This window comes from Carboxylicivirga sp. (assembly GCF_982718395.1).
The window spans coordinates 41,796-64,851 of sequence record NZ_CEXQWX010000005.1 but is presented as its reverse complement, the minus strand read 5'-3'; the positions used below and the strand labels follow the sequence as shown (position 1 = coordinate 64,851).

The following is a 23,056-nucleotide window of genomic DNA, read 5'->3' as shown; positions in this document are numbered from 1 at the left end:
CATTCTATACTTTTATAAAAATTCTTTTTCGATACAACACCCATCCGATAAACCAAAAGAAAATGACATGTGCTATAGCAAATAACAGCGATCCGTTCATAGGTCCTGCTATCAGAACAAACACCTGCTCATACAAATATACATATGCATTGGTGGCAGTGGGAACACCTTTATCAATCAAACTAAACCTCTCGATGTAAACAAGAAATTTCACCCATAAGCCTGAAAGTGCGAAAATAAATAGCGGATTCATCCCAAAAACAACAAACGATGTGGTCCAACGTTGATAGCCTTTAATATCAACCAACCATACCAATAAACTCAATAACACCATGGCCAGCCCGGCCGTATAAACAACATATGATGCTGTCCACAAGGGTTTGTTAAGCGGAAGCACTAAGCTCCATACTAATCCGAGAATAATAAATACGATACCTCCCATTAACAAGTATGATGGCAGTTTCACTTTTTCTACTTCCTTAATCAACACTCCAACTCCATACCCAATTAGTACAGTAACTGTTGCTGAAATGGAGCTAAATAATCCTTCCGGATCGAATGGAATTCCAAAACCACGATACAAATGCGCTTCTCCAAGTACAAAACTATCGAACGGAATTGTTGCATTATCTTCCAGTGAGTATGGCGAATTACCACCCAATACGTACACGGCTAGCCAATGCAGTAACAGAAGACTCACGCCAACAATTATTACTTCTTTCTTTTTAAGAGACAGCACTATTAGCGAACTTATTAAGTAAACAACTGCAATACGCTGTAAAACTCCCATAATCCTGAGTTGAGAGAAATCGATTTGCCATTGAGGAAAGGAATTTAAAAAAAGACCAATTGCAAAAATTAAAAAGCTACGTTTTCCTATTTTCACCAGGGATTTTTTATTCAAATCATTACCATATTTGGTAAAAGAAAAGAACATTGAAACGCCCATTACAAAAAGAAAAAATGGAAATACCAAATCAGTTGGTGTACACCCATGCCATGCAGCATGCCGTAGCGGAGGGTAAACATATGACCAGCTTCCGGGCGTATTAACCAGAATCATTCCGGCTATGGTAATGCCTCTTAAAACATCAAGAGCCAGGTAGCGATTTGATTTTGTCATCATTTAGATAGTTTAATGTTCACTGAGAAGTTGAAACGTTTACAAGCACCACACTTATATGATGAGATCGGACTTTCTTATTTCTTTTTAATGCCATAGGTTGCGTTTACTTTAATCAGCTTTACCATAACAAAACTTGGTATTGTACAAATAATCACCCAGATAAAGAAATGCTGATAGCCAATCATTTCCTGAATCCAGCCCGATATCATTCCCGGTAACATCATTCCGGCAGCCATAAATCCTGTACAAAAAGCAAAATGTGCCGTTTTATATTCTCCTTCTGACACATAGATCTGATATAGCATATAGGCAGTAAAACCAAATCCATACCCAAACTGTTCAATACCTACAGCTATACTAACTAACGCAAACGATTCGGGTTGCACATATGCAAGAAACACATAAACAAGGTTAGGCAAGTTGATTGCCAACACCATCGGCCATAACCAAAATTTCAACCCATGCTTTGAAACCAATATGCCGCCTAGTATTCCGCCAATAGTCAGAAATAAAACACCTATGGTTCCATACACGATTCCCACATCACTGGTGCTCAATCCCAATCCACCTATCTCCCTTGCATCTAACAAAAAAGGCGATGCCATTTTTACTAATTGAGATTCACCCAACCGATAGAACAACAACACACCCATTATCACCCAAATATCCTTTTTCCCAAAGAATGTCACCAGCGTATGCCAAAATTCCTTCATTACATCTCCCACTGTTTTTACGTGACTATCTGTATCCTTAGATGGATGTGGCAATGCCAGTTTATGATAGAACGCAAAAAGAAGAAACAAACCTGTAATAAAGTAAAAGGTAAGTGACCAGGCCATCGGAATGCTCATTGAGTCCTGCCCCAGCAGGGTAAGCAACCAATGTTCCAACCTCCCGGGCTCACCCTCTCCAAGTAAGGTCATCTCTTCAAGCTGCCCAGCCATATAAACCAGCAATCCTTGTCCGGTAATCATAGCAAGGCGGTAAAATGTACTTCTGATTCCAACAAAGTAGGCCTGCTGCCCCTCACCCATCCCATACATATAGAAACCATCTGCAGCAATATCATGTGTGGCTGAACTAAAAGCCAACAGCCAAAAGAAAGCTAAAGTAGACTGAAAGAAAAAAGTGGTTGGGATCGTAAAAGCAACACCGGCCAACCCTGCTCCGATAAACAATTGCATGGTTACAATCCACCAGCGTTTACTTTTTAAGGTATCAACAATTGGACTCCAGATTGGCTTAATAACCCATGGGAAATATAGCCATGAGGTATACAAAGCAATATCCGTATTGGAGATATCCAGCTTTTTATACATGATAACAGCCAGTGTCATGACAACCACATAAGGAATTCCCTCAGCAAAATATAAAGTGGGCACCCAGGCCCATGGTGATCTTGATTTGTGTTTCATTTTGTGTTTTTGAGTTTGGGGTTCAGGGTTTGAGGTTACCGTCGCTTCTCTTCTTCCTAATGCCTTGCAGCTACTGCTTAATATTTTTGTTTTAACTCAGCCCCTCTGAAATAATGCATTAAGATGGCCTTATAGTCATAACCTTTCGCTCCCATAAGCGCCGCTCCTATCTGACACAAGCCAACTCCGTGTCCCCAACCAGCTCCTTTCAAAGAAAAAATCAGCTCGCCATTGGTTTCTTTTTTTTCAATCACAAAGGCGGAACTATATAAATGTGATTCTGAAAGGGCTTTACGAATTTCCAACTCTTTACCAATTATCATTGTTTTCTTATCACCAATAATTTGCAGCTTAATCAATCGCCCGGAATCGCCGCGCTCAACAGGTTTCAAATCCAGTATCATTCCAAAATCAATACCGGTCCGCTTCTTTATAAGTGTGCTTAATTCCGATTGTGAGTAATCAACCTGCCAACGATAAAAATCATTGGTTTCCTGGTCATAGTCATTGAGCACCTGACTCAGCACTTCTTTCTCATTGGTATTGCAAAATGCATCCGGGGAATTGAGAATCCAAGTTCGGGCATTATCTTCATCCCTTAAGTTCAGGTCTAATCCTTGCGGATTCGTATTATTATCAGCAAAAGTCTGCAAGTAAGAATGATTAACCGGCTCCCAAACATTTTCGAATTGCTCCACTTTACCTCCACAACATTTTGAGAAACGAGCGTCACAAATGACATTATCACTCATCAACACCTGTCCTTGGGTTGCCATAACAGCATTTTCCACTGCTGGTGTACTAGCCTTGGAGATACCTTGATAGCGTTGGCAATGATCATCGGCACACACGTCGAAGTTTTTATGGTCCTCACGATCGTACCATTTTATCAGTTCATCTTCTGTTTGATAAAGCGATTGATAAGTACGTGACTTTCGCTTCAGCTTTTTATTTTTTTCTATTTGCGCTAATAACCAACTACGTGAGATGACGGCATGTGCTTTTAGTAATTCTAAAGATGATGTGGCGCTCATTTCAGATGAGATAACACTCTGAAGGTAATCTTCGATGGACACAACATTTACTACCCGGACCATTTCACCTTCCACCAACAGCCTTAACCCTCCTTTGAATACTTGATCTTCTTCACGCTGCCAGTGAAAATCAATACCAATGGTCACTTTATGTAAGGTCAGAACTGCATCGTCTGATTGAGGCATCAACTCAAGACCGGTCCGTATTATGATTTCTTCACCGTCATCCTTCAGCAAATTGATGAAAGATTTTGCAAACCGGGTAGCTATAAACCGACCAGATATCGTTAAACCACAGCTATTTTTATATTCACCCTTCAATGTGAATTCGATAGATTTCCTCGCTTGTATACCAACATTTAAGAATGGGACTTTACTCATACCATATTTATTTGGAATGTGAACTCTTGTTCACTGAAATTAAAAGGTTTTCTAAAATAAGCATATTCAATCAATTCATGGTGAATAAAACAATAATAATTCTAAGCCGGGCAAACCGAACTTTAGATACAAGACGCGAGACATAAAATCCAAGATTTCTCGACCGATTCATTATTCCGGCAAAAGCACGACTATAAGAGATCACCCTGTTCGTTAGTGTTTAAACTGTTTGGTTTCCGGTGCAAAGCATACACATCGGGCAATCAAACAGACGCTGCTGTCACCAAAGCATACACATCTGACAATGAAACATACATGCCTGACAGTCAAGCATACGTATCTGTCAATGGATACATACGCCTCTGCACCTGAAGCAATGTCATGTGAAAGTGAAACATATGCATCTGACAGGGCAACATACGTGTCTTATACTGGTTCTAACCTGGAATTCCCTTGATATGGCCTTCACCTGTTAACCTACTGGGATTTATAATAATCCTAATGACTGAGCCCAGGTAATTGTTTGATAAGTTGCAGGCAGGTATTCTCATCCAGGCACACTTGCTGTAGAATATTTGCAATATCAGGAGCCGTTATTTTCTCAAAATCTTCAGGACAGGGTGTGATAAATACACCTCCCATATCAACCGATGCCGGACTGATCAATATTTGTTTATTTCCCGTGGCAAAATAACAATCCGGACGATGCAATATTCGTGGGAAGACATGAACGATATAATACTCATTTTCAAAATAAGTTAACACATTCAGCATTGGTTCTACCTCATCAGCTTGCCTGGATGCCAAAATTTTATGCAGTTTATTGAATAATTCTTCTATAGTATCAGCTCTTCTCCCCTTTAACGTGATCACACCTCGATGATAACCAGCCCAATTGTATAACTCAACGCCATTGTAAGTATTTACTAATTGCGAATATTGACCGCCTCTAAAATCGGTTTCCAATGGCATAAAATCTTTAATACCTGCCTGAAAATGGAAATGATCAGGAGCCGAAGCACCGCACTTTGGTCCGTTATAAAACATCGTAAATTCATGCAGGTCTCTTGCCAGATTTAGCATTGCCCGAAAGTAAGGTGCTATCAGCTGTAAAGTATGTTCTTTGTGTGGAATGGTGAGGTGCTCGTTAAAAATAGGAAATGGATTAACCAAAATCGTATAATCGCCATAATCCACTCCTTTTTGTTCTTCCGGCCGGTTGGTATCACATAAAAAGCATGGTCGCTCTTCAATTGACTTTGCATCTACCCTGGCGGCAGATGAACGAATACGCTCAGGATTGAATTGTACTTTGATTTTACTTCCTCCATCAAGCTCCACGCTTTTGGTTTTCACCTTTTGTAAACCCAAATAGTTATTTGAGGCCAGAGTCCAGCTTTGTAATTGCTGTATAATTAGTTCTCTTGTTTCAGTTAAAATCGTCATGATTATATAAATTTACGGCTCATCCCATCATAGAATAACAACTACCTTCGGCTCATTGCAACAAGAACTTCAGCTTAGTCTATTCCATTTGCTTCGTAAAATGCAAATCATTAATAATTTATTCACATACGAATCCGTGCTTTCAGTTCCATCGTACGAATTTTATCTTTATAATAATTATGAGCGTTCATTTTTGAAATATCTAATGCGGCATCTGAATTATCTTCCCACCGGCGGCACAAATACAACGGATTGTAGATGCGACCAATTTGGTAATGACGACTGATATTTAATCCCAATGCATAATCTTCACCATAGCTGGTATTTGGTACTTTCACATCTCGCAGCACTGGTGTGTAAAAGGCTCGTGGTGCTCCAAGTCCATTTATACGCAAAGCATTATTACGACCATTATCCGGTGTCCATTCGCGATGGTCAATTAATCCTGGCGGAATCTCTTCCAGTTTAAAGTTTACCATTTGATAGCTGCCCACTACCATAGCACAATTTTGCTCATAAAAGGCATTAACGATTTGTTCAATAACAGTTTCATCGATGTACAAATCATCACTATCGAGCTGAATGGCAAATTGACCACAACGACGATCAGCAACACCTACATTCCAGCAACCACCTATACCCAGATCATCACGTTCAGGAATAATATGAATCAGTCGTTCATCTTTAAATGAGCGTATAATCTCCGAAGTATTGTCACTTGAATGATTATCGACAATAATGAGGTTAAAAGGAAAGTTAGTTTTTTGCTTCAATACTGATTCAATTGCATCGGCAATGGTTTTTTCCCGATTCCGAACTGGTATGATAACAGATGCCTCAACGGGAAAGTCGCCTTTTGAAAAGGTAATTTGTTTGAACTCTGGCTTCAAATAGGCTCCAATGGTTTTTAAGTGATCCGTGCAGGCCTGTTCCATCTCAATCTGACGATCGCGATTGCGAGGATCAACATAATCGAACATCTTCTCTCCTGATCGTCGTGTATCCAGCTCCACCTCTGTATATAGCAACTCAGGCAAATGCAACAACTCGTATTTTTGCGATACACGTAAACGAATATCATACAAAGCTGCATACTTATATGCACCATTCATGCTTTGTATTGCCTTCTTAAGAGCATCAGCTTTATACAGCATTAAAGAACCAAAATTGAAATCATCACGCAAACTGCCATCCTGATATTCAATCAAGGGATGAGCTGTTAAACTACCATCTTTCTTCTCGTAATAATCGGCATACACCATACCTGCTCCCGTATCTTCACAGCAACGCGCCATCCGTTCAAGAGCATTCATACCGATATTCAGGGTCATATTTTTGGTATAAACCGCCACATAATCACCTCTAATTTCCTCTCCGATCTTTTTCCAGCTTTCTGTTGAATACAGACCTTCTTTAAGTGTCAATACCCTGGCACCTCCAAGCTCTGTAGCATGATCAGCCAGTATAAGAATGTTGGTAACACCATTGGCTTTAAAAGCTTCTATTGTAGATAGTAATTCACTTTTGTCGGCATATGGCAGTATAGCCATTATTTCTTTCGTCATCTTATCTCGATTTTTTCTTTTGTTTTCTATAAAAGTACTCAAGCACTTGCTGCATCAGTTTGTCCCGTTCTTTTTCAGCAATTATTGCCTCAAACGGAAAACCCATAATCACCGTTTTATAATCACCATTATACATTATTCCGGCACTGGCATTATTCTCTGAATATCGAAAGGCCGTGACAGCATTAATCCCTAACGGCTCAATAGCATCTGGTGCTTCAACAGTATAAACATCGGGGTGATAGTCAGTATTAAACACCATATTACCTTTAAAAGAAGGTGCTGCTAAGTCCGTGGTATACACAATCCCTGTTTTTGAAGCATGATTGCTCCGCCATTTGAAACGCAACACATCGGCTGCAAAATCCTTCGCTACAGTATCTTTTGTTAGATGTATATCAGAACCCAGGTAAGCTCCACTCATAAACACATGCTGTTTGTTGACTGTCAATTCTTTTAATTTATTCATCATTCCTTGGGTAAATATCTTATAGCGATGTTCTTTACCATTGTACGATGGTGTGGTTCGTTCTTCTCCAAAAATTACATCTACCACATTATAAGGTGACGCATCGTATTGAGCATCTTCAAATGCTTCGTCACTAACCGATATAAAAGAATATCCTGCTTTTAGTATGGATTCACCGTGAAGGATCACATTATCAAAACTATTCCCTTTTATAATCTTACCCTCATCATTACCATAACTGGCTCCCCATCCAGGACTATCATCATCTAACCATGGCGATTGACGGTCAAAGTCATATTGTTGCCCCGTATAACTATAATTGTATTTATCAGGTACACCATGATCGTCCCACCAGGCTATTCCTGCAAAATCGCCTTCATCAATAAATGATGGTGCACTTAACCGATCAAATGCATTAACAACCAGAACTTTTTCAGCTCTTTTACGAGCCATTCCTATTGACAATACTTCAGATGGCATGCTTTCACCTCCTTCGTTCAAGGCGGTCACCTTATAACTGACAATTTGCCCTTTCCTGATCTTTGGTAATGGATAAGAGGTTCCTGTTACCATTGTTCCGTCATCAAATCCGTTGGTTCCGATTCTACGATATACTTTATACTTATCTGGCACTGCTGTTTCTTCAAGGGAATCAATAAGTGGTTGCCAACTTAACTCAAAACCTTTTTTTGTTTCTGTAATAGCCATATGGCTTACCGGCAAAGGCTGCACAACAAACTGCCGCTGCTCCTGATATGCCAGAAACTTCAGTATTCCCTTATAAATAGCCCGGCTAACATCAAACTGAAAATTCGGATCAAGCCCTAAGCGCATATCAGCCAGGTTCTGATGTGAAAGCAATTCCAAAAGCATGGTTGGTACATTAGGACGCCATGCTTCGGAGTATTGTTTGTTCCATATGCCTCTTCTTGTCCAGTCTTTCTTATACAGTGTCCTGATGTCCTCCACAACTTGTGTCTGAATAATGTCTGTCAAATCACGACTGGCCAACTTTGACTGTCCATTCTGAAAATATCCACTATCACGTTCTGAACTATAAATGCCAAGCGTTCCAATCACGGAATCATTGGGTGTAACACCGGCATCGGTATGAAAGGCAAACGCCAGATCAATGGGTAGTTTCAATCCTTCTTTGTTCCGATCTTTCATTGGTCCGGCAGGTGATCCGATCAGATAATCGACCCACTCGCCTCTGCTTTGGTAATCATCATTGTAATCGTTTTTCTCATCATTCAGACTGAATACCAAGGTATCGGGCATTCCCGCATATTGTAACCAATAACGGGCTGCTTCCATATAACGAGGTCGTTGTGATATTTTCCAGGAGTATTGTTCGGGATTGACAATGGTTATCTCGTTCTTATTATTGGGATTATTATTCAATGACCATTGGTTTGCAGATAGTTCATCTGACGGACGACGGGCCACATGACCATACCCACCACCAAGCTTAATGGCATCAACTGATATTTGACCTTGCCCTGATACCTCCACAATTGCATTCTGACCTTTTATAAAATGAAATGATCCTAGATAGATCCATGTACCACCGCCCATTTGTTGGTCAATAATAAAGGAAGAACTTCCTCCACTATGCTGAACTGTGTAATCAACTTCGCGGCTATTCTGATCATCCTGTTGGTAAGCAATATAAACCCCATATTCACCCTCGTTCGGTATCTCTGCTTCAAAAGTTGCAATCTTTCCATTTGCGTTAGTAATCCTTAATGATGTTCCCATTTGAAATGGATTATCCCCGGGAAAAAGCGTATCCTTATGTGCATAACCCAATAGTATATACTTCTCTAACTTAGACTCTAATTTTATTTTTGATTGGGCTGTTGATTCATCATTATCCACAATTATTTCATTGGGATTAAAACATCTTTCCCGTGGCAGATATATGTTGGCACCTGCATTTTCCAGCATCGGAACCAGGTAAGGCAGTACATAAGTCATTGGAAAAATATCTTCAACCGTACTGTACAAACGGGCTCTCTGCCACTCCCAACGATCCAGTTTTGATTCATAATACCAACCATGGCTATGCCATAAAGCTATATGATTATCTGTTAGTCCTTTGGGAAAATCATCCTGTGACGTCCGCTTAATATGAGAACCATTGATTTTATCATTTAAGCGAGTTGAATCAATATTTTCATTTAAACGATAAATGTTAGGTATCAAATCTCTAAGCTCATCTCCGTTGGTATAAATAGCAATCTGATAGTTTTTTAATTCATCAGATAAAGCATTTACCAGACTTGTATTAAATGCTGATAATTGATCTTCGCGCCAAGGCAAGTAAGACAGTGTTTTATTAAAGAAGAACAATGCTTCATTATTCGTCTCATTGATCAATAAAGAATCGAGCCTCAATTGTCCTACATATCCCCAGTGTGTTAATGGATTGTCCCAATCATATATGAATTGTTCTGTTGACAGCTTGTAAGAATGTTGATTCTGAGCGAGTCCATTCATAAACATGAACGACATCGTAATAATAAGATATAACTTAAATCGCATAATAATTCTTTTAAAATCAACACTGTCACATGCCATACAACCAGCATTTCCAATACCACATATTCATGGGAGCACCAATATCAAATTGCTTTTATTAACTTTACCTATCGGAGCTTTCCTCAAAAATATAAAGATTTTATGGATTCGGATACAATACTTATTGCTGATAGTGGATCTACAAAAACTCAATGGCAAATTATTTCTCAACAAGAAACACCTGGAGAAGCATGTGTAACCGCAGGAATTAACCCATTTTATCAAAGCAACGACGAAATATTAAAATGCCTTCAAAAGGAGTTTACAATTAAAGCCTCACAACACAAAACAATTTATTTTTATGGTGCAGGTTGTGCCAATGAAGAGAAAAATGCCATTGTTCGCAAAGCTCTTCAGGAATACTTTGGTGTTGATTCTGTTTTTATTTCCAGTGATTTATTAGGTGCTGCCCGATCACTCTGTCAGGATAAAAAAGGGATTGCTTGCATTATGGGAACAGGTTCTAATTCATGTTTTTATGATGGTTCAGCAATAATAAACAATGTTTCTCCTTTGGGGTTTATTTTGGGTGATGAGGGCAGCGGTGCTGTGCTGGGCAAAAAGTTAGTTGCCGATGTCTTGAAAAAGCAACTTCCTGATACAATTATTAATTTGTTTTTTGACACTTACAAAACAACTACAGCTGATATATTGAACAACATTTACAAACAACCCTTTCCGAACCGATATCTGGCACAATACTCAAAATTCTTATCGGCAAATATCCATATTGAAGAGTTGGAAAGTTTATGTCTTAATGCTTTTTCTGAATTTGTTGATCGCAATTTATTGCAGTACGAGCACATTGACAGTTTACCCATTCATTTTACCGGCAGTATTGCCTGGCATTTCTCAGATTTGCTCAAAAAAGTGCTTGAAAAGTATCAACTACAACCCGGCAACTTCAGTCAATCACCAATGGATGGTTTAGTTCAATATCACCAATTAACTCGTTAAGTATGAAAAAGAAGAAATTAAGTATAACTGAATCACCTTCGCCATTTGATAACCTTGAGAAAATGTCTGTTGGTGAATTAATTAGCAATATCAACCGGGAGGATGGGAATGTTCACCTGGCTGTACAAAAAGCGCTTCCTCTGATTGAAGCTTTGGTTGAACAAATCATCCAAAGAATGAGTCAGGGAGGAAGAGTCTTTTATCTGGGTGCAGGTACCAGTGGTCGTTTAGGTGTACTTGATGCCTCTGAACTGCCTCCGACTTTTGGTGTACCCGATAATTTAGTGATTGGTTTAATTGCCGGAGGTGATATTGCCCTAAGAAAAGCTGTTGAAAATGCTGAGGATGATCCGGATCAGGCCTGGAAAGAGCTGCAAAAGTACTATGTAGATGATCTCGATACTGTGATTGGAATCGCAGCTTCAGGAACTACACCTTATGTGATTGGGGGTATCCAACATGCCAGAAATAATGGACTACTGACAGGTTGCATCACTTGTAATCCAAACAGTGACGTAGCTAAAGCCGCCGAATACCCGATAGAAGCAATTGTTGGTCCTGAGTTTGTAACCGGCAGCACCCGATTAAAAGCAGGAACTGCTCAGAAGATGATTCTCAACATGATCACCACCACCATTATGATCAAGCTAGGGCGAGTTAAAGGAAATAAGATGATTAATATGCAACTTACAAATAAAAAATTGATTGACAGAGGCATCCGCATGATCATGGACGAGTTGAGCTTTAGTTATGAGGATGCCAAAGATGCACTACTTAAACATGGATCTGTTAATACCGTGATGGATATCCATAAAAAAAAGGAATGACACCAGCCATTCCTCTTTCTATTATCATGTAATAATGTTTTATTCTTGCTCTGCCAGAAAACGCTCTGCATCAATAGCTGCCATACAACCAGAACCGGCTGCTGTAACTGCCTGACGATACTGATCATCCTGAACATCACCACAGGCAAATACACCTGGAACATTTGTTTTTGTTGTTCCGGGAACTGTCTTGATGTAACCCACGTCATTAGTATCAATATAATCTGTAAAAATGTCAGAGTTTGGCTTATGACCAATACCCAAAAAGAATCCATCAATTGCAATCTTCACTTCTTCTTCTTCAGGTGTTCCCATATTTTTAACCAAGGTAGCACCTTCTACAACGCCATCACCAAATAAACCTTTGGTTTGATGTTTCCATAGAATTTCAATATTTGGTGTTTTAAGTGCTCTATCCTGCATAACTTTAGAGGCACGGAAAACATCGCGACGTACAATCAGGTATACCTTCTTACAAAGTCCGGCCAGATACATTGCTTCTTCTAATGCAGTATCACCACCACCAACTACGGCTACATCTTTACCTCTGTAGAAGAAACCATCACACGTAGCACAAGCCGATACACCTGAACCAGCATACTTTGTTTCATCAGGTAATCCTAAATACTTAGCAGTTGCACCAGTTGCTATTATCAAAGCCTCTGTTTCGATAACTTTATTACCGTCAACAGTTACTTTAAAAGGACGTTCACTAAGGTCAGCTGCAGTTGCCATACCAAAACGAATATCGGTACCAAAACGATCTGCCTGCTTCTTTAGATCTTCCATCATTTCAGGTCCGGTAATGCCACTTGGGTAACCCGGGAAGTTTTCAACCTCGGTTGTTGTTGTTAACTGCCCTCCTGGCTGAAGACCTTCGTACATTACGGGACTTAAATTAGCTCTGGCCGCATAAATTGCCGCAGTATATCCGGCTGGTCCGGAACCTACAATTAAAACTTTAACTTTTTCTACTTCTCCCATTTCTTTATTTTCATTTTGCGGAGTATTGAGGTCTCCCATTTTTTCAAATAGAGCCATAATATCTAATTATTAATATTTCTAAATAAGTCGTAAAACTACAAATTTTCGTGTTTCCTATCAAAAGACATGCCGCACTAATAAACATGACATTTCACACGCAATTATGTCAGCTAACTTATGCAACAGCAGGCATTTGATCTATTTTTTCTGTTTGGTTATTTATAGAACACCAACGAATCACAATCAAAATTCATACCTGATACCAATCCAAGTCCGTTTTGAATATTTGAATGTATTTTAACGGGTTCAAAAACAGGTAAACCATCATAAAAGCCTTCATATCCGGCAGCCAAAATGGTAGATCGAAAGTACTGATAGTAATCTGAAGAATGATGATACAAATAAAATGTCAATTTCATCTTTTCCTCGTAATAATCAAATATCAAGTATTCATTGGGAATATTAATTCCAAGTCTATATTTCAATCCACTAATATATTCGTCAGTAAACAACCCCTGAAAATCTAACCCTGGTAACAGACTCTCATTCTGAGCTCCCTTTGTAAAAACAGGGTCATCCTTTTCGTATTCCACAACCCTTCTGTTATAATATGGTTCACCACCAATGGTACCATAACCTTCACGCACCACGTACATTTGGTAATAGTTCCGCTCATCAGCAGGTTCGTGAAAAGTTATCATGGTTCGAAGTATTTTAGTTAAACCATTGCCTGAAACATTTTGACTAATGGAAACTGTGTCCATGTTCAGGATCGGCACAACATCTGGTATATACGACTCAACCTTAACTGTATCTCCATTCAATTCGTACGCATTTATTTTGATCTGATCTCCCGTCTTAAATGAGAAATCGGGCCATCGACTCCAGATTGTGTCAGATGGCAAAATATAAGTTCCCTGGAAATTATCATTGATAAAAATCTGAAATCTCCCTTTCTCAATTTGCTTATAATTATCAAGTGATAGTATGCTCTGACTCTTGCTAAAATGAAGATTTAATGTGCTATCAGGATAAACAAAAGCATACATCACCATTAAATCAGATTGTTCATTAATAGTCAGCTCAATATCTTTTTCACAAGCTATTAAGCCTAAAATCAATATGCATATATACTTTAACTTGTTCATCAATTAAAACTTGACTGTGTATCTTACATAAGGAATCGGAATAGGAAATAAGCTAAATTGCTTTAGCGAACGCTCCAGCTCACCTGTTTGTTCATTCTCGCTATCGGCAAAATATAAAAAGAATGGATTCTGATGCCCATATACATTCATTAAACCAACACTCCACAATCGACTACCCCATTTTTTCTTCTTTTTAAAGTTAAATCCAATATCCAGGCGATGAAAGTTGGGCATTCTGTACCCATTTCGCTCGGCAATATACTGGTTATATTGTGTATTATTCACCGTTTCAGATGTAGGAAGCTGCGGTGAATAGTATTTAGTTTCGGGCAAAGTTAGAGGATTACCAGTACCGAAGGCCCAAGTTAATCCCATATCAACTTTTTCAGAAAATTTATAAGTAGTATAAATGGAAATATCATGAGTGCGATCAAAATTCGCGGGAAATTCTTTTCCATTGTTTAACTCATCAAAACGATTAGTTGACTTGGAGTAGGTGTATCCAAACCATCCTGTTAAATTACCAATTTTACGATGCAGCAAAAGCTCAAAGCCATAGGACTGTCCTTCCCCTGATGTTAGTTTGGTTTGCCATTCAGAAGCAAAATCAAAATAACCGGCAGTTTCTTTATAGGCCAATATATCCTCCAATTCTTTATAATAAAACTCAAGGGACAAATTGAAACCTTTACTAATTTCGTACTCAAAACCAAGTGCTGACTGAACAGCCCGCATAGGTGCAATCTGATCAGATACAGGTAACCATAAATCCGTTGGCAAAGCAACTGTCGAAGTTCGAAGCAAATGCATATACTGTGTCATATGGCTATAAGCCGCCTTAACGGATAAATTATCCTTAATCAGAAAGCGCGCGGATAACCGTGGTTCTGCAGACCAATAATATTTATTGCTTTCTGTTTGAAACAGGGAAAAATGACCTCCAATATTCATTTTCAGTCGAGGCAGCAAGTGAAAATCATCCTCTACATACATGCGGTATTCGGTTCTGATCATTTCCTCACCCCCAAATGTTGTATCAATTGGTTCGCTACTTGCAATCTCACGAAGTTGTACATCTATACCAGGATAAAAAGAATGCCTGATAGCACTACCTCCGGCACGAATGTAATGCTTGGGTGAAGGAATATAGTCTACATCTATCTTAGCACTCCAATCTCTGATACCACTGTAATATTTCTGACTTCCTTTTGTCCAGGTTCCTTCTGAAATATAATTCAGCGATTGATCGATAAAAAAGCGATAATCACTGAATGTTAAAGTCGTATTGGCAAAAACCTTATTCCCAAAAATATGATTCCACCGGACAGCACCAACATAGTTTCGCCAACCCATATCACTCTCATCATAAGTTGTCACCGTCTGCTCGGAACTACCTTGGTTATCAAGAGTTATGGTTTGTTTGTTATAAGAAATACCATACTGATCCTTACCGGAATATGCGCTAAAATATAATCTGTCTTTATCTGATAGCTTATAATTAAACTTACTATTAAAATCGTAAAAGTAATAACGACTCTTGTCGACCTCGTTGAGTTGCCAAACACTGGTTAACAAATCAAAATAGGTTCTGCGGAAAGATACCGAGAAAGATGATTTGTCTTTAATCAGAGGTCCTTCCACTGCCAACTTACTTGATAACAACCCAATACTTGCAACACCTTTAAAATCCTCATTATTTCCATCGTACATCCGTATATCCACCACCGATGATAAACGACCACCATAACGTGCCGGGAATCCACCTTTTATAACCCTCACATTATTAACAGCATCCGCATTAAATATTGAGAAAAAACCTAACAAGTGACTAACATTATATATGGGCACATCATCCATTAGTACGAGATTTTGGTCGGGGCCGCCTCCGCGTACATATAATTCACTAAAGCCTTCTCCTCCACTTTGAATACCTGGCAATAACTGAATGCTCTTAACAATATCTACCTCTCCTAAAAAGACCGGAACATTCTTAATTTGTTCTATTGGTACATCTATGGTTCCCGTTCTTGTACTTTTCACTCTACCAGGTACTCGTTCACCTACAACTGCCACTTCCTCTAAATCTTCTTTTGGTTGCATTAAAAAATACACAACTGTGTCTCGCGTCAAATTTAAGTAATGATGCTGGTTTTTATATCCGACATATGAGCTTGATAAATGGACAAAGCCTTTAGGTAAACTAATACTAAAAAAACCGAAATTATTGCTTACAGTACCTAACAATATATCTGGTTCATAAACATTTGCCTGAATCAATGCCTCTTTTGAGCCGGCTTCTAATACATAGCCTTTAATGACAAACTTTTGCGCTTCTCCCTCAATGGGTTCAATAATGACCTTTTGGCCTCTGATGATATAATTGGAAGGACAACTTATAAAAAGTGCATTAAGAATTTCCCTGACCGAACCCCTCTGTATTGGCAGTTCAATTGTCTCCTGAAAACACAATTGATTACTGTAACTAAAGATAATGTCAGTCTGATTCTCAATTTCCGTCAAGAACCCTTTGGTGGAGTTTTGTTTTGAAGATAATTCGACTGGGGTATATAAAACATTTTGCCCATTCACACTAGCATGTGCCAGCAGAATGAGCAAAACAGTAATTGTGCTTTTATATCTATGGCTTAAGATTATTGGCATAAAAATTAATCAACCCCGAAATTAATCAGAGATGATCAATTTGTTGTCATTAATCTCAAATTTTTTCTTGAAATGAATTCTTAATTCAACCAATACATCCTCAATTTTCGGATTATGAAATCGTGATGTAATACTTAAATCTGAATTTTCTGTGTTGTTTTCTATTGACTGTACTTCATCAAAATGGTCGAGCAATGTTTCCAAAACCTGATCTAGTGGTGCATTCTCAAAAATAATATTACCAGTTTTCCAAGCTATGCAATTCTTTGAAACCAATTGACTCTTTTCTATTTTATTATTGGTAAACATCGCTTTCTCACCAGCAACAACTTCTATTGCTTCCTCATTTGCAGTAAACAAAACACGCCCTTCAGTTACAGCCAATGTCACACAACCACTGGTTCTATTCTCTTCCAGGTTAAACTCTGTACCCAGTACTTTAACCTCTGCATTACCAACCTGCACGACAAAAGGTTTATCCGGATTTTTGGCAACTTTAAAATACCCTTCTCCTTCAAGTTTTAACCGACGTTCAGCTCCATCAAGTCCTTTCTCATAAACAATACGACTATTGGTGTTCAAAGACACCTCTGATGCATCAGCTAATACTATACTCTCTACATCATTGCTGGTAGCATGGGCTTCCCACTTGCCAAATCCCGGAACCTTTTCATATAGTCCATAAATGCTAATTAATAGTAAAGCCGGTAACAAAACAGCTGCTACCTTCATCATTGATCGATAAACCGGAAGTTTTACTACATTAGGCTTCATTCCTACTCTTGTCTTAAACTTCTCAAAGTCACCCTCAACATCAACAGATAAAAAAGCATTAAGCTGCTCCGATTGCTTCCACACTTTCTCTAATTGTTCAAAATGAGCTGCATTCTCACGAGATTTATTAATCCATGCTTTCAGCTCATCATTCTCAACAGGCTTTATGTCACCTGTCAATGATTTGACAATTAATTCATCGATATATTTATCTGGCTCATTCATTTTGTTCCCCTTTTATCTTCTTTAGTCGACCTGAACAATTTATAAATTACTAAACTTATTCAGTTCGCTTTCTAATGAAAATCCATTACTCCAAAAATATTCGGATTTTCATTCTTTGTCTCTGGTACTTTCTCAACCTGAACTTCCTCTTTAGGTTGTTCAGCTATTTCTTTGGTTTCGGCTTTTACTTGTTTCTCATCTACAGGAGATAACAAGTCGGCTAATATTTGAAAAACGAATTCCATTTTTATATCCTTTAGAGGTTACAAATACTTCGTGTCATAAGTAGTGACAAACGATATTATCTTCACACGTATCCATAACCTCATTTTTTTTAGTTGAATAGCATCCATATTAAAATCATTACCCCTTCTAAATACCCGGCAAGATTGTTTCTTAGCACCTTTAATGCTTTACTTATCTGGGTTTCAACAGTTCTTTTGGATAATTTCAAATCATCGGCAATCTCCTGATTGGTGATCCCCTCAAACCGGCTCATTTCGAATATTTTCTTGCATTGAGCAGGTAATGTCTGGATGATCGAGAAAATTTTCTGCTCCAACTCTGTTTCTTCCAGTTTATCATCAACATAAGCCTCTTCACTTTTTTTATTCAGGTATATATTGGCATGATGATCACGCCGGATCTGACTGTGTTTAATCTGATTTAAACACCTGTTTCGAACTGATTGATACAGATGGGCCTTAAGGGATGAGTGTATTTTTATCTCTTTGCGCTTCTCATAAAAGTTAACAATTACATCTTGCACCAACTCACGGGCTAAGTCGTCATCAATAACAACTTTTCTGGCAAACACTACTAATTGGGCATAATACCTGATAAAAAGTTCTTGAAACGCTTTCTCGCTTCCATTTCCAATTCCTTCCAGTAACTCTGCGTCGTTTACCTGATTTTGCATTAAATTAATCGTTGTTGATGTGCGATAGCAAAAATATAAATTCATCGCGAAAAGCAATCATTGATTGTGAGTTATTAGATAAATGGAATTTCGATTTTTAACTTTTTCCGATATTTCAATTGCCCGAAAGGTGTTTTTAACTAAATTTGTACTCCGATTGCGGGATGTGGCGCAGCCCGGTTAGCGCACTGGTCTGGGGGACCAGGGGTCGCAGGTTCAAATCCTGTCATCCCGACAAAAAAATGATACAAAAAAACAAAAGCCTGTGAATGATATCATTCACAGGCTTTTGTTTTTGGTAGTTATACCAATTGATATTGAATAAGAATTGACATCTAATCTTTTTAATTGCGGATAAGAAATGTCACCTTCTGACATAGAAAAAGAAATATATTTGGCAGCCATAATCCTAGTCCAGCATATAACGAATCCCTCTTTCAAGACCTTTTAACTCTGCCAGACCTTTTAGTCTTCCAATTAGGGGGTAACCCGGGTTTGCATCTCTCTTAAAATCATCTAATACTTTGTGACCATGGTCAGGACGCATAGGGATATTAACATCTGTTCTTCCAGATTTATCCCTTCTTTTTTGCTCTTCAATAATCTCTTTCATCAGCAATGCCATATCTACGCCTCCATCTAAATGGTTATCTTCAAAGAAATTACCATTGGGCTTTATTGTTGTGCTTCGCAAATGCAAGAAATGAACTCTTTCGGCATGCTGCTTAAAAATGGCCGACACATTGTTGATTGTGCTTGCACTCAATGAACCAGCACATAAGGTTATACCATTGTTTATAGAAGGTACTACATTGACCAACCACTCTAGATCTTCATTTGTGCTGACAATACGTGGCAATCCCAATAAAGGAAATGGCGGATCATCGGGATGTACAGCCAGTTTAACACCACTTTCTTCAGCTACCGGAATAATTTCTTGCAAGAAGTATTTAAAGTTTTCACGAAGCTGTTGCCGGTCAATATTATCATATTCTGATAGCAGTTTATTAAAAACATTCAGGTAATTTTTCTCACCTTCCTTAACCACTCCATCAATGAATGACTGAGTTTTGACTACAATATTATACCTAAGTCTATCAATTTCTTCTTCATTTAATGAATCAAATAACTTTTTAGCTGCATCAATTTGATGTTTGTTATAATTGCTGGCTGCATTGGGGCGCTTAAGAATAAACAAGTCAAACACTGCAAATAGGTTGGCATCAAAAAGCATGGCTTCAGCGCCATTATCCAATCTATAATGCAAGTCGGTTCGTGCCCAATCTAACACTGGCATAAAATTATAACAGATGGTTGTTAAGCCGCACTGTCCCAAATGGCGAACACTTTCTTTGTAATTGGCAATGTGTTGTTCCCGTAATGCGGACGCTTTCTTAATCTCCTCTGTAACAGGAAGACTTTCCACTACATCCCATGTAAGACCATGTTGTTCAATCTCATGCTTTGTTTTAAGTATTTCTTCAACACTCCAAACTTCTCCATTTGGAATATGATGCAATGCTGTTACCACTCCTGTTGCACCGGCCTGACGAATATCGGATAGTGAAACAACATCACTTTCTCCAAACCACCTTAAAGTCTTCTTTAATTCCATAATTTTTAATAATAGCTTACCAGTTATTTAGATGTTAATAGAAGATTTAGCACTAAGACAATTTATATAATGCAAAACAAACACAACAAGGCTATAAGCCTGATATTTAATTACATCTATTATTTTTAACAAGGCATTCATATTTACACCATTATCTTTATTTACAAGCTATGGTACCGTATAGAACTCTAAATCCGAATTGCGAACTATAGCAATCTGATCAATTACAATACCAGTCTGGTTAACCGCTAAACGTAAGGTATGCTTCCCGTCAGCATTATTCTTAACAGGAAGACTAGCAATTACCTGATTGCGAAAGATATTCTCTTTCCAAGCCTTACTCCTGCCTTTGGTACTGATTTCAATTGTCTTAGCCGCTTGACCGTTGAATGACAAGGTTAATTGTTGATCCCGATTATTAACATGTGTAGGCAAACAACGAACCTGTACCTGGTACTCACCCTCTGGCAACTCAAACTGATACTCCAGCCATGGCTGTTGTGTCTTAAAATAAGTATTAGTTAAGGGCATTAAGGTAACAGCTTCGTTGCTTCTTCCTAATTGCTCAACACTTGTCCATTGATAACCATCATGCCCTTGACATTGTGTATAAGCATTGGCTGATAAACCAACAATTGGCCCCTGATTGTTTGTTACTTTTTTAGCATCTGATTCTACTGGGGTAAAATCAGGTAGTTTGAAAACATTTAAATCACGAGGTGCCATAGACATCATGTGGTTCCACTTACCATTGGCAATTTCTGTATTATATTGCCTGGTCAATTCCTCAATTTGTGAATAGGCCTGTTTACTGCTAATGATATATGAATTTCGCTTATCGCTTGTTGTTGCATGGCGTGCCAATTGGGCATACAAGAATTTCGCATTCATCAATTGAGCACCTTTTATAGGATAACTTACCAACTGAAACCAGGCATCTTTTTTGTGATCGGATATGTTTTTCTCAAGTGCATCAATGTTATCAACTAATTGTTGATACTGATCTAAACGTCTTTGTAATTCATTCCCATTTGCATTCGGGTTATACTCTGTATCTTTTGTTTTGGTTATTGGTTCTACACCACTCCATCCCATAAATTCAGGACGACGCTCTGCAGCCAATCGATAATACTCAGCCATCGCATCAGCTAATGGCTCTGCCACTTTCGCTCCAAATTCGCGAGCTGCCCAATTGGTCATGTGCTGATTAATCGTCTTTTCCGATACTGAATTTATATCCCAAGCCATATCCAGGAACAGCTCCATATTGTACTCTGCTGGTTTTATATCCCCAACATTGACAATCCACATTTTACGCGCCCCGTTCTGATAAGCCCGATTCATTTCGTACCAAATTAAGCCTGGCTGAATAGTAGATAACCACAGATAATCGTGTGGTTTGCCCCAATAGCTTAAATGATAGTAAATGCCGGATCCTCCTGACCTTTTTTGTTCTTCTTCATCATTTAACCTTCGTATAAAACCATGGTTGTCGTCACACCACATAATGGTAACATCATCTGGAATCTGCAAGCCTTTGTTGTATAAATCCAATACTTCTTTATATAGCACAACGGTTGTAGCAATTGAATCAATTGGCTTTTTCTTAATGTCAACCAACATTTGTCGCTGGTCATCGATAATTTGCTCCAACATTTGGCACTTTTCCTCCAAGGTATTTCCACCGTGCATGTGGCCATCGTGAATTCCTCTCATTCCAAGTGTTACAATATTCTCGGCATCATTAACCTGTGTAATTCGATCACTCCAGTATTGTGTTACACCTGCCTTATTTGTGAAATAATTATAATCGCCATTTTCATTATGATCCCATTCATCGACATTATTTCTCAGCATTGGTTCGCAATGTGATGTTCCTACCACAATATGATATTTTTTTGCCATCTCGTTATTGCCGGGAACCTGATAAAATGCTTTGGTGCAAGGATGCATGGCCGGCCAAATGGTATTTGCCTTTAAGCGTAGTAATAATTGAAAAATCTTTTCATAAGTTTTAGGACCAATATCCCCGACTTCGGGTTCGAATGTTTTAGCAGCCCAGGGATGTAGCCCCCAGTCTTCATCATTAAGAAAAATTCCACGATACTGAACCGAAGGGCTTTCTGAAATTCCATTGCCAGGAATTACCAATTCAATTTTTTGTCGTTTATCAGGAACAACATCTGCCCACCAAACCCAGGGTGAAATTCCCATTCGTTCAGCAAGTTCAAAAATGCCATACACGGTCCCGCGAACATCGCTCCCTGCAATACTTATTAGCTCTCTTTCTGAAGTGATCTGAAAATGTTCCCATTTGTCTTTTAACAATTTATTTGAATTGCTTTGGGGATTCTCTATAATAATACAGCGTTCTTTAATAGATGGCAGTGTATTTGACACCACTATTTTTGAGCCTAAAATATTTTCAAGATCCGAAGCTAATTCCCGGGCTGCCCAATTAATTAATACATCGCACTGTGCATCAACCACTATTTGCCATGAAGAATCGACAGCAATGGTTTTGCTCGAAGTACTTTTTACAGGTTTACAGGCAACTGTAAAAAATAAAAGAGAAAGTATAAATGAATTTAATTTTAACGACATTGGTTTTATTTTATCAGTAAAAAGAGTCCAAATTTTATGTCAAAGTTACAAAAGCACCCTAAGTTAGAATGCCCTTACTTTCTAAACTTTACTAATAGCTTTCATGCCTTGAATTTAAAGTATAAAACTCAATATTTTCAAACTAAAATATAACTTCCTTTGAAGTTTCCACAAATCATTGACACAGGTGGAGATTAATAGCCATGAAAAGGTTGCTAATACAGCCTGCAAATAAATAGCACTTATTATTGTTATCGCCCATGTCATAATACTCGTTAAGCAGGGATTTAATTACAGCAACACAATCAAATTCGCCCACATAG

The 23,056-nt window shown here is 38.4% G+C and carries 17 protein-coding genes and 1 tRNA gene; 4 read left to right on the top strand and 14 right to left on the bottom strand.

All coding sequences use genetic code 11. The annotated features are described in order from the left end of the window. Window positions 1-4: 4 nt before the first annotated feature. From AC4MRQ_RS02185 to AC4MRQ_RS02175, 3 genes are all read right to left on the bottom strand, one after another. A complete protein-coding gene (locus AC4MRQ_RS02185; RefSeq protein WP_491195995.1) occupies window positions 5-1,126 on the bottom strand; it encodes an acyltransferase family protein in 1,122 nt (373 codons plus the stop codon). Between the two features lie 74 nt (window positions 1,127-1,200). Then, window positions 1,201-2,541 carry an MFS transporter gene (locus AC4MRQ_RS02180; protein WP_491195994.1) on the bottom strand — a complete coding sequence of 447 codons (1,341 nt, stop codon included), beginning with the start codon at window positions 2,539-2,541 and terminating at the stop codon, window positions 1,201-1,203. Window positions 2,542-2,618: 77 nt separating this feature from the next. Next, window positions 2,619-3,956 carry a SpoIID/LytB domain-containing protein gene (locus tag AC4MRQ_RS02175; protein ID WP_491195993.1) on the bottom strand — a complete coding sequence of 446 codons (1,338 nt, stop codon included), beginning with the start codon at window positions 3,954-3,956 and terminating at the stop codon, window positions 2,619-2,621. Window positions 3,957-4,260: 304 nt separating this feature from the next. Between AC4MRQ_RS02175 and AC4MRQ_RS02170 the strand changes: the two genes are divergently transcribed. Next, entirely contained in the window at window positions 4,261-4,413 is a 153-nt protein-coding gene (locus tag AC4MRQ_RS02170) for a hypothetical protein (RefSeq protein WP_491195992.1), read from the top strand. A gap of 41 nt (window positions 4,414-4,454) precedes the next feature. Here the strand turns inward: AC4MRQ_RS02170 and AC4MRQ_RS02165 are convergent, their stop codons facing one another. The 3 genes from AC4MRQ_RS02165 to AC4MRQ_RS02155 all read right to left on the bottom strand — a co-directional run bounded on the left by AC4MRQ_RS02165 (window position 4,455) and on the right by AC4MRQ_RS02155 (window position 9,983). Further along, the gene (locus AC4MRQ_RS02165) at window positions 4,455-5,402 is read right to left on the bottom strand and encodes a DUF4922 domain-containing protein (protein ID WP_491195991.1); all 948 of its coding nucleotides are present in this window, start codon (window positions 5,400-5,402) and stop codon (window positions 4,455-4,457) included. A gap of 122 nt (window positions 5,403-5,524) precedes the next feature. Further along, window positions 5,525-6,967 (bottom strand): glycosyltransferase family 2 protein, encoded by a 1,443-nt coding sequence (locus AC4MRQ_RS02160; RefSeq protein ID WP_491195990.1) that lies wholly within the window; start codon window positions 6,965-6,967, stop codon window positions 5,525-5,527. 1 nt (window position 6,968) lies between these two features. Continuing rightward, window positions 6,969-9,983 carry a golvesin C-terminal-like domain-containing protein gene (locus AC4MRQ_RS02155; protein WP_491195989.1) on the bottom strand — a complete coding sequence of 1,005 codons (3,015 nt, stop codon included), beginning with the start codon at window positions 9,981-9,983 and terminating at the stop codon, window positions 6,969-6,971. Between the two features lie 138 nt (window positions 9,984-10,121). On the opposite strand from AC4MRQ_RS02155, the gene AC4MRQ_RS02150 reads away from it, so the two are divergent. Together AC4MRQ_RS02150 and murQ are read left to right on the top strand one after the other, a co-directional pair. Then, complete coding sequence (locus AC4MRQ_RS02150) at window positions 10,122-10,976, top strand: ATPase (RefSeq protein ID WP_491195988.1); 855 nt, start codon at window positions 10,122-10,124, stop codon at window positions 10,974-10,976. A gap of 2 nt (window positions 10,977-10,978) precedes the next feature. Then, on the top strand, window positions 10,979-11,803 hold the full coding sequence (murQ, locus tag AC4MRQ_RS02145; RefSeq protein WP_491195987.1) for an N-acetylmuramic acid 6-phosphate etherase: 825 nt from the start codon (window positions 10,979-10,981) through the stop codon (window positions 11,801-11,803). A gap of 39 nt (window positions 11,804-11,842) precedes the next feature. Here murQ and trxB read toward each other — a convergent pair whose 3' ends face one another. From trxB to AC4MRQ_RS02115, 6 genes are all read right to left on the bottom strand, one after another. Continuing rightward, window positions 11,843-12,844, bottom strand: a complete 1,002-nt coding sequence (trxB, locus tag AC4MRQ_RS02140; protein WP_491195986.1) for a thioredoxin-disulfide reductase — start codon at window positions 12,842-12,844, stop codon at window positions 11,843-11,845. Window positions 12,845-13,002: 158 nt separating this feature from the next. Further along, window positions 13,003-13,935, bottom strand: coding sequence for a DUF4249 domain-containing protein (locus AC4MRQ_RS02135; protein ID WP_491195985.1), 933 nt, complete (start codon window positions 13,933-13,935; stop codon window positions 13,003-13,005). A 3-nt stretch (window positions 13,936-13,938) separates the two neighbouring features. Then, window positions 13,939-16,596 (bottom strand): TonB-dependent receptor, encoded by a 2,658-nt coding sequence (locus AC4MRQ_RS02130; protein ID WP_491195984.1) that lies wholly within the window; start codon window positions 16,594-16,596, stop codon window positions 13,939-13,941. A gap of 21 nt (window positions 16,597-16,617) precedes the next feature. Continuing rightward, window positions 16,618-17,595, bottom strand: a complete 978-nt coding sequence (locus tag AC4MRQ_RS02125; protein ID WP_491195983.1) for a FecR family protein — start codon at window positions 17,593-17,595, stop codon at window positions 16,618-16,620. Window positions 17,596-17,666: 71 nt separating this feature from the next. Then, window positions 17,667-17,840, bottom strand: coding sequence for a hypothetical protein (locus AC4MRQ_RS02120; protein ID WP_491195982.1), 174 nt, complete (start codon window positions 17,838-17,840; stop codon window positions 17,667-17,669). Between the two features lie 89 nt (window positions 17,841-17,929). After that, on the bottom strand, window positions 17,930-18,514 hold the full coding sequence (locus tag AC4MRQ_RS02115; protein ID WP_491195981.1) for an RNA polymerase sigma-70 factor: 585 nt from the start codon (window positions 18,512-18,514) through the stop codon (window positions 17,930-17,932). A 160-nt stretch (window positions 18,515-18,674) separates the two neighbouring features. On the opposite strand from AC4MRQ_RS02115, the gene AC4MRQ_RS02110 reads away from it, so the two are divergent. After that, window positions 18,675-18,749: transfer RNA gene (locus AC4MRQ_RS02110), tRNA-Pro, on the top strand. Between the two features lie 174 nt (window positions 18,750-18,923). Here the strand turns inward: AC4MRQ_RS02110 and uxuA are convergent. Further along, complete coding sequence (gene uxuA, locus AC4MRQ_RS02105) at window positions 18,924-20,129, bottom strand: mannonate dehydratase (protein ID WP_491195980.1); 1,206 nt, start codon at window positions 20,127-20,129, stop codon at window positions 18,924-18,926. A gap of 168 nt (window positions 20,130-20,297) precedes the next feature. After that, entirely contained in the window at window positions 20,298-22,733 is a 2,436-nt protein-coding gene (locus AC4MRQ_RS02100) for a glycosyl hydrolase 115 family protein (RefSeq protein ID WP_491195979.1), read from the bottom strand. Window positions 22,734-23,056 lie beyond the last annotated feature (323 nt).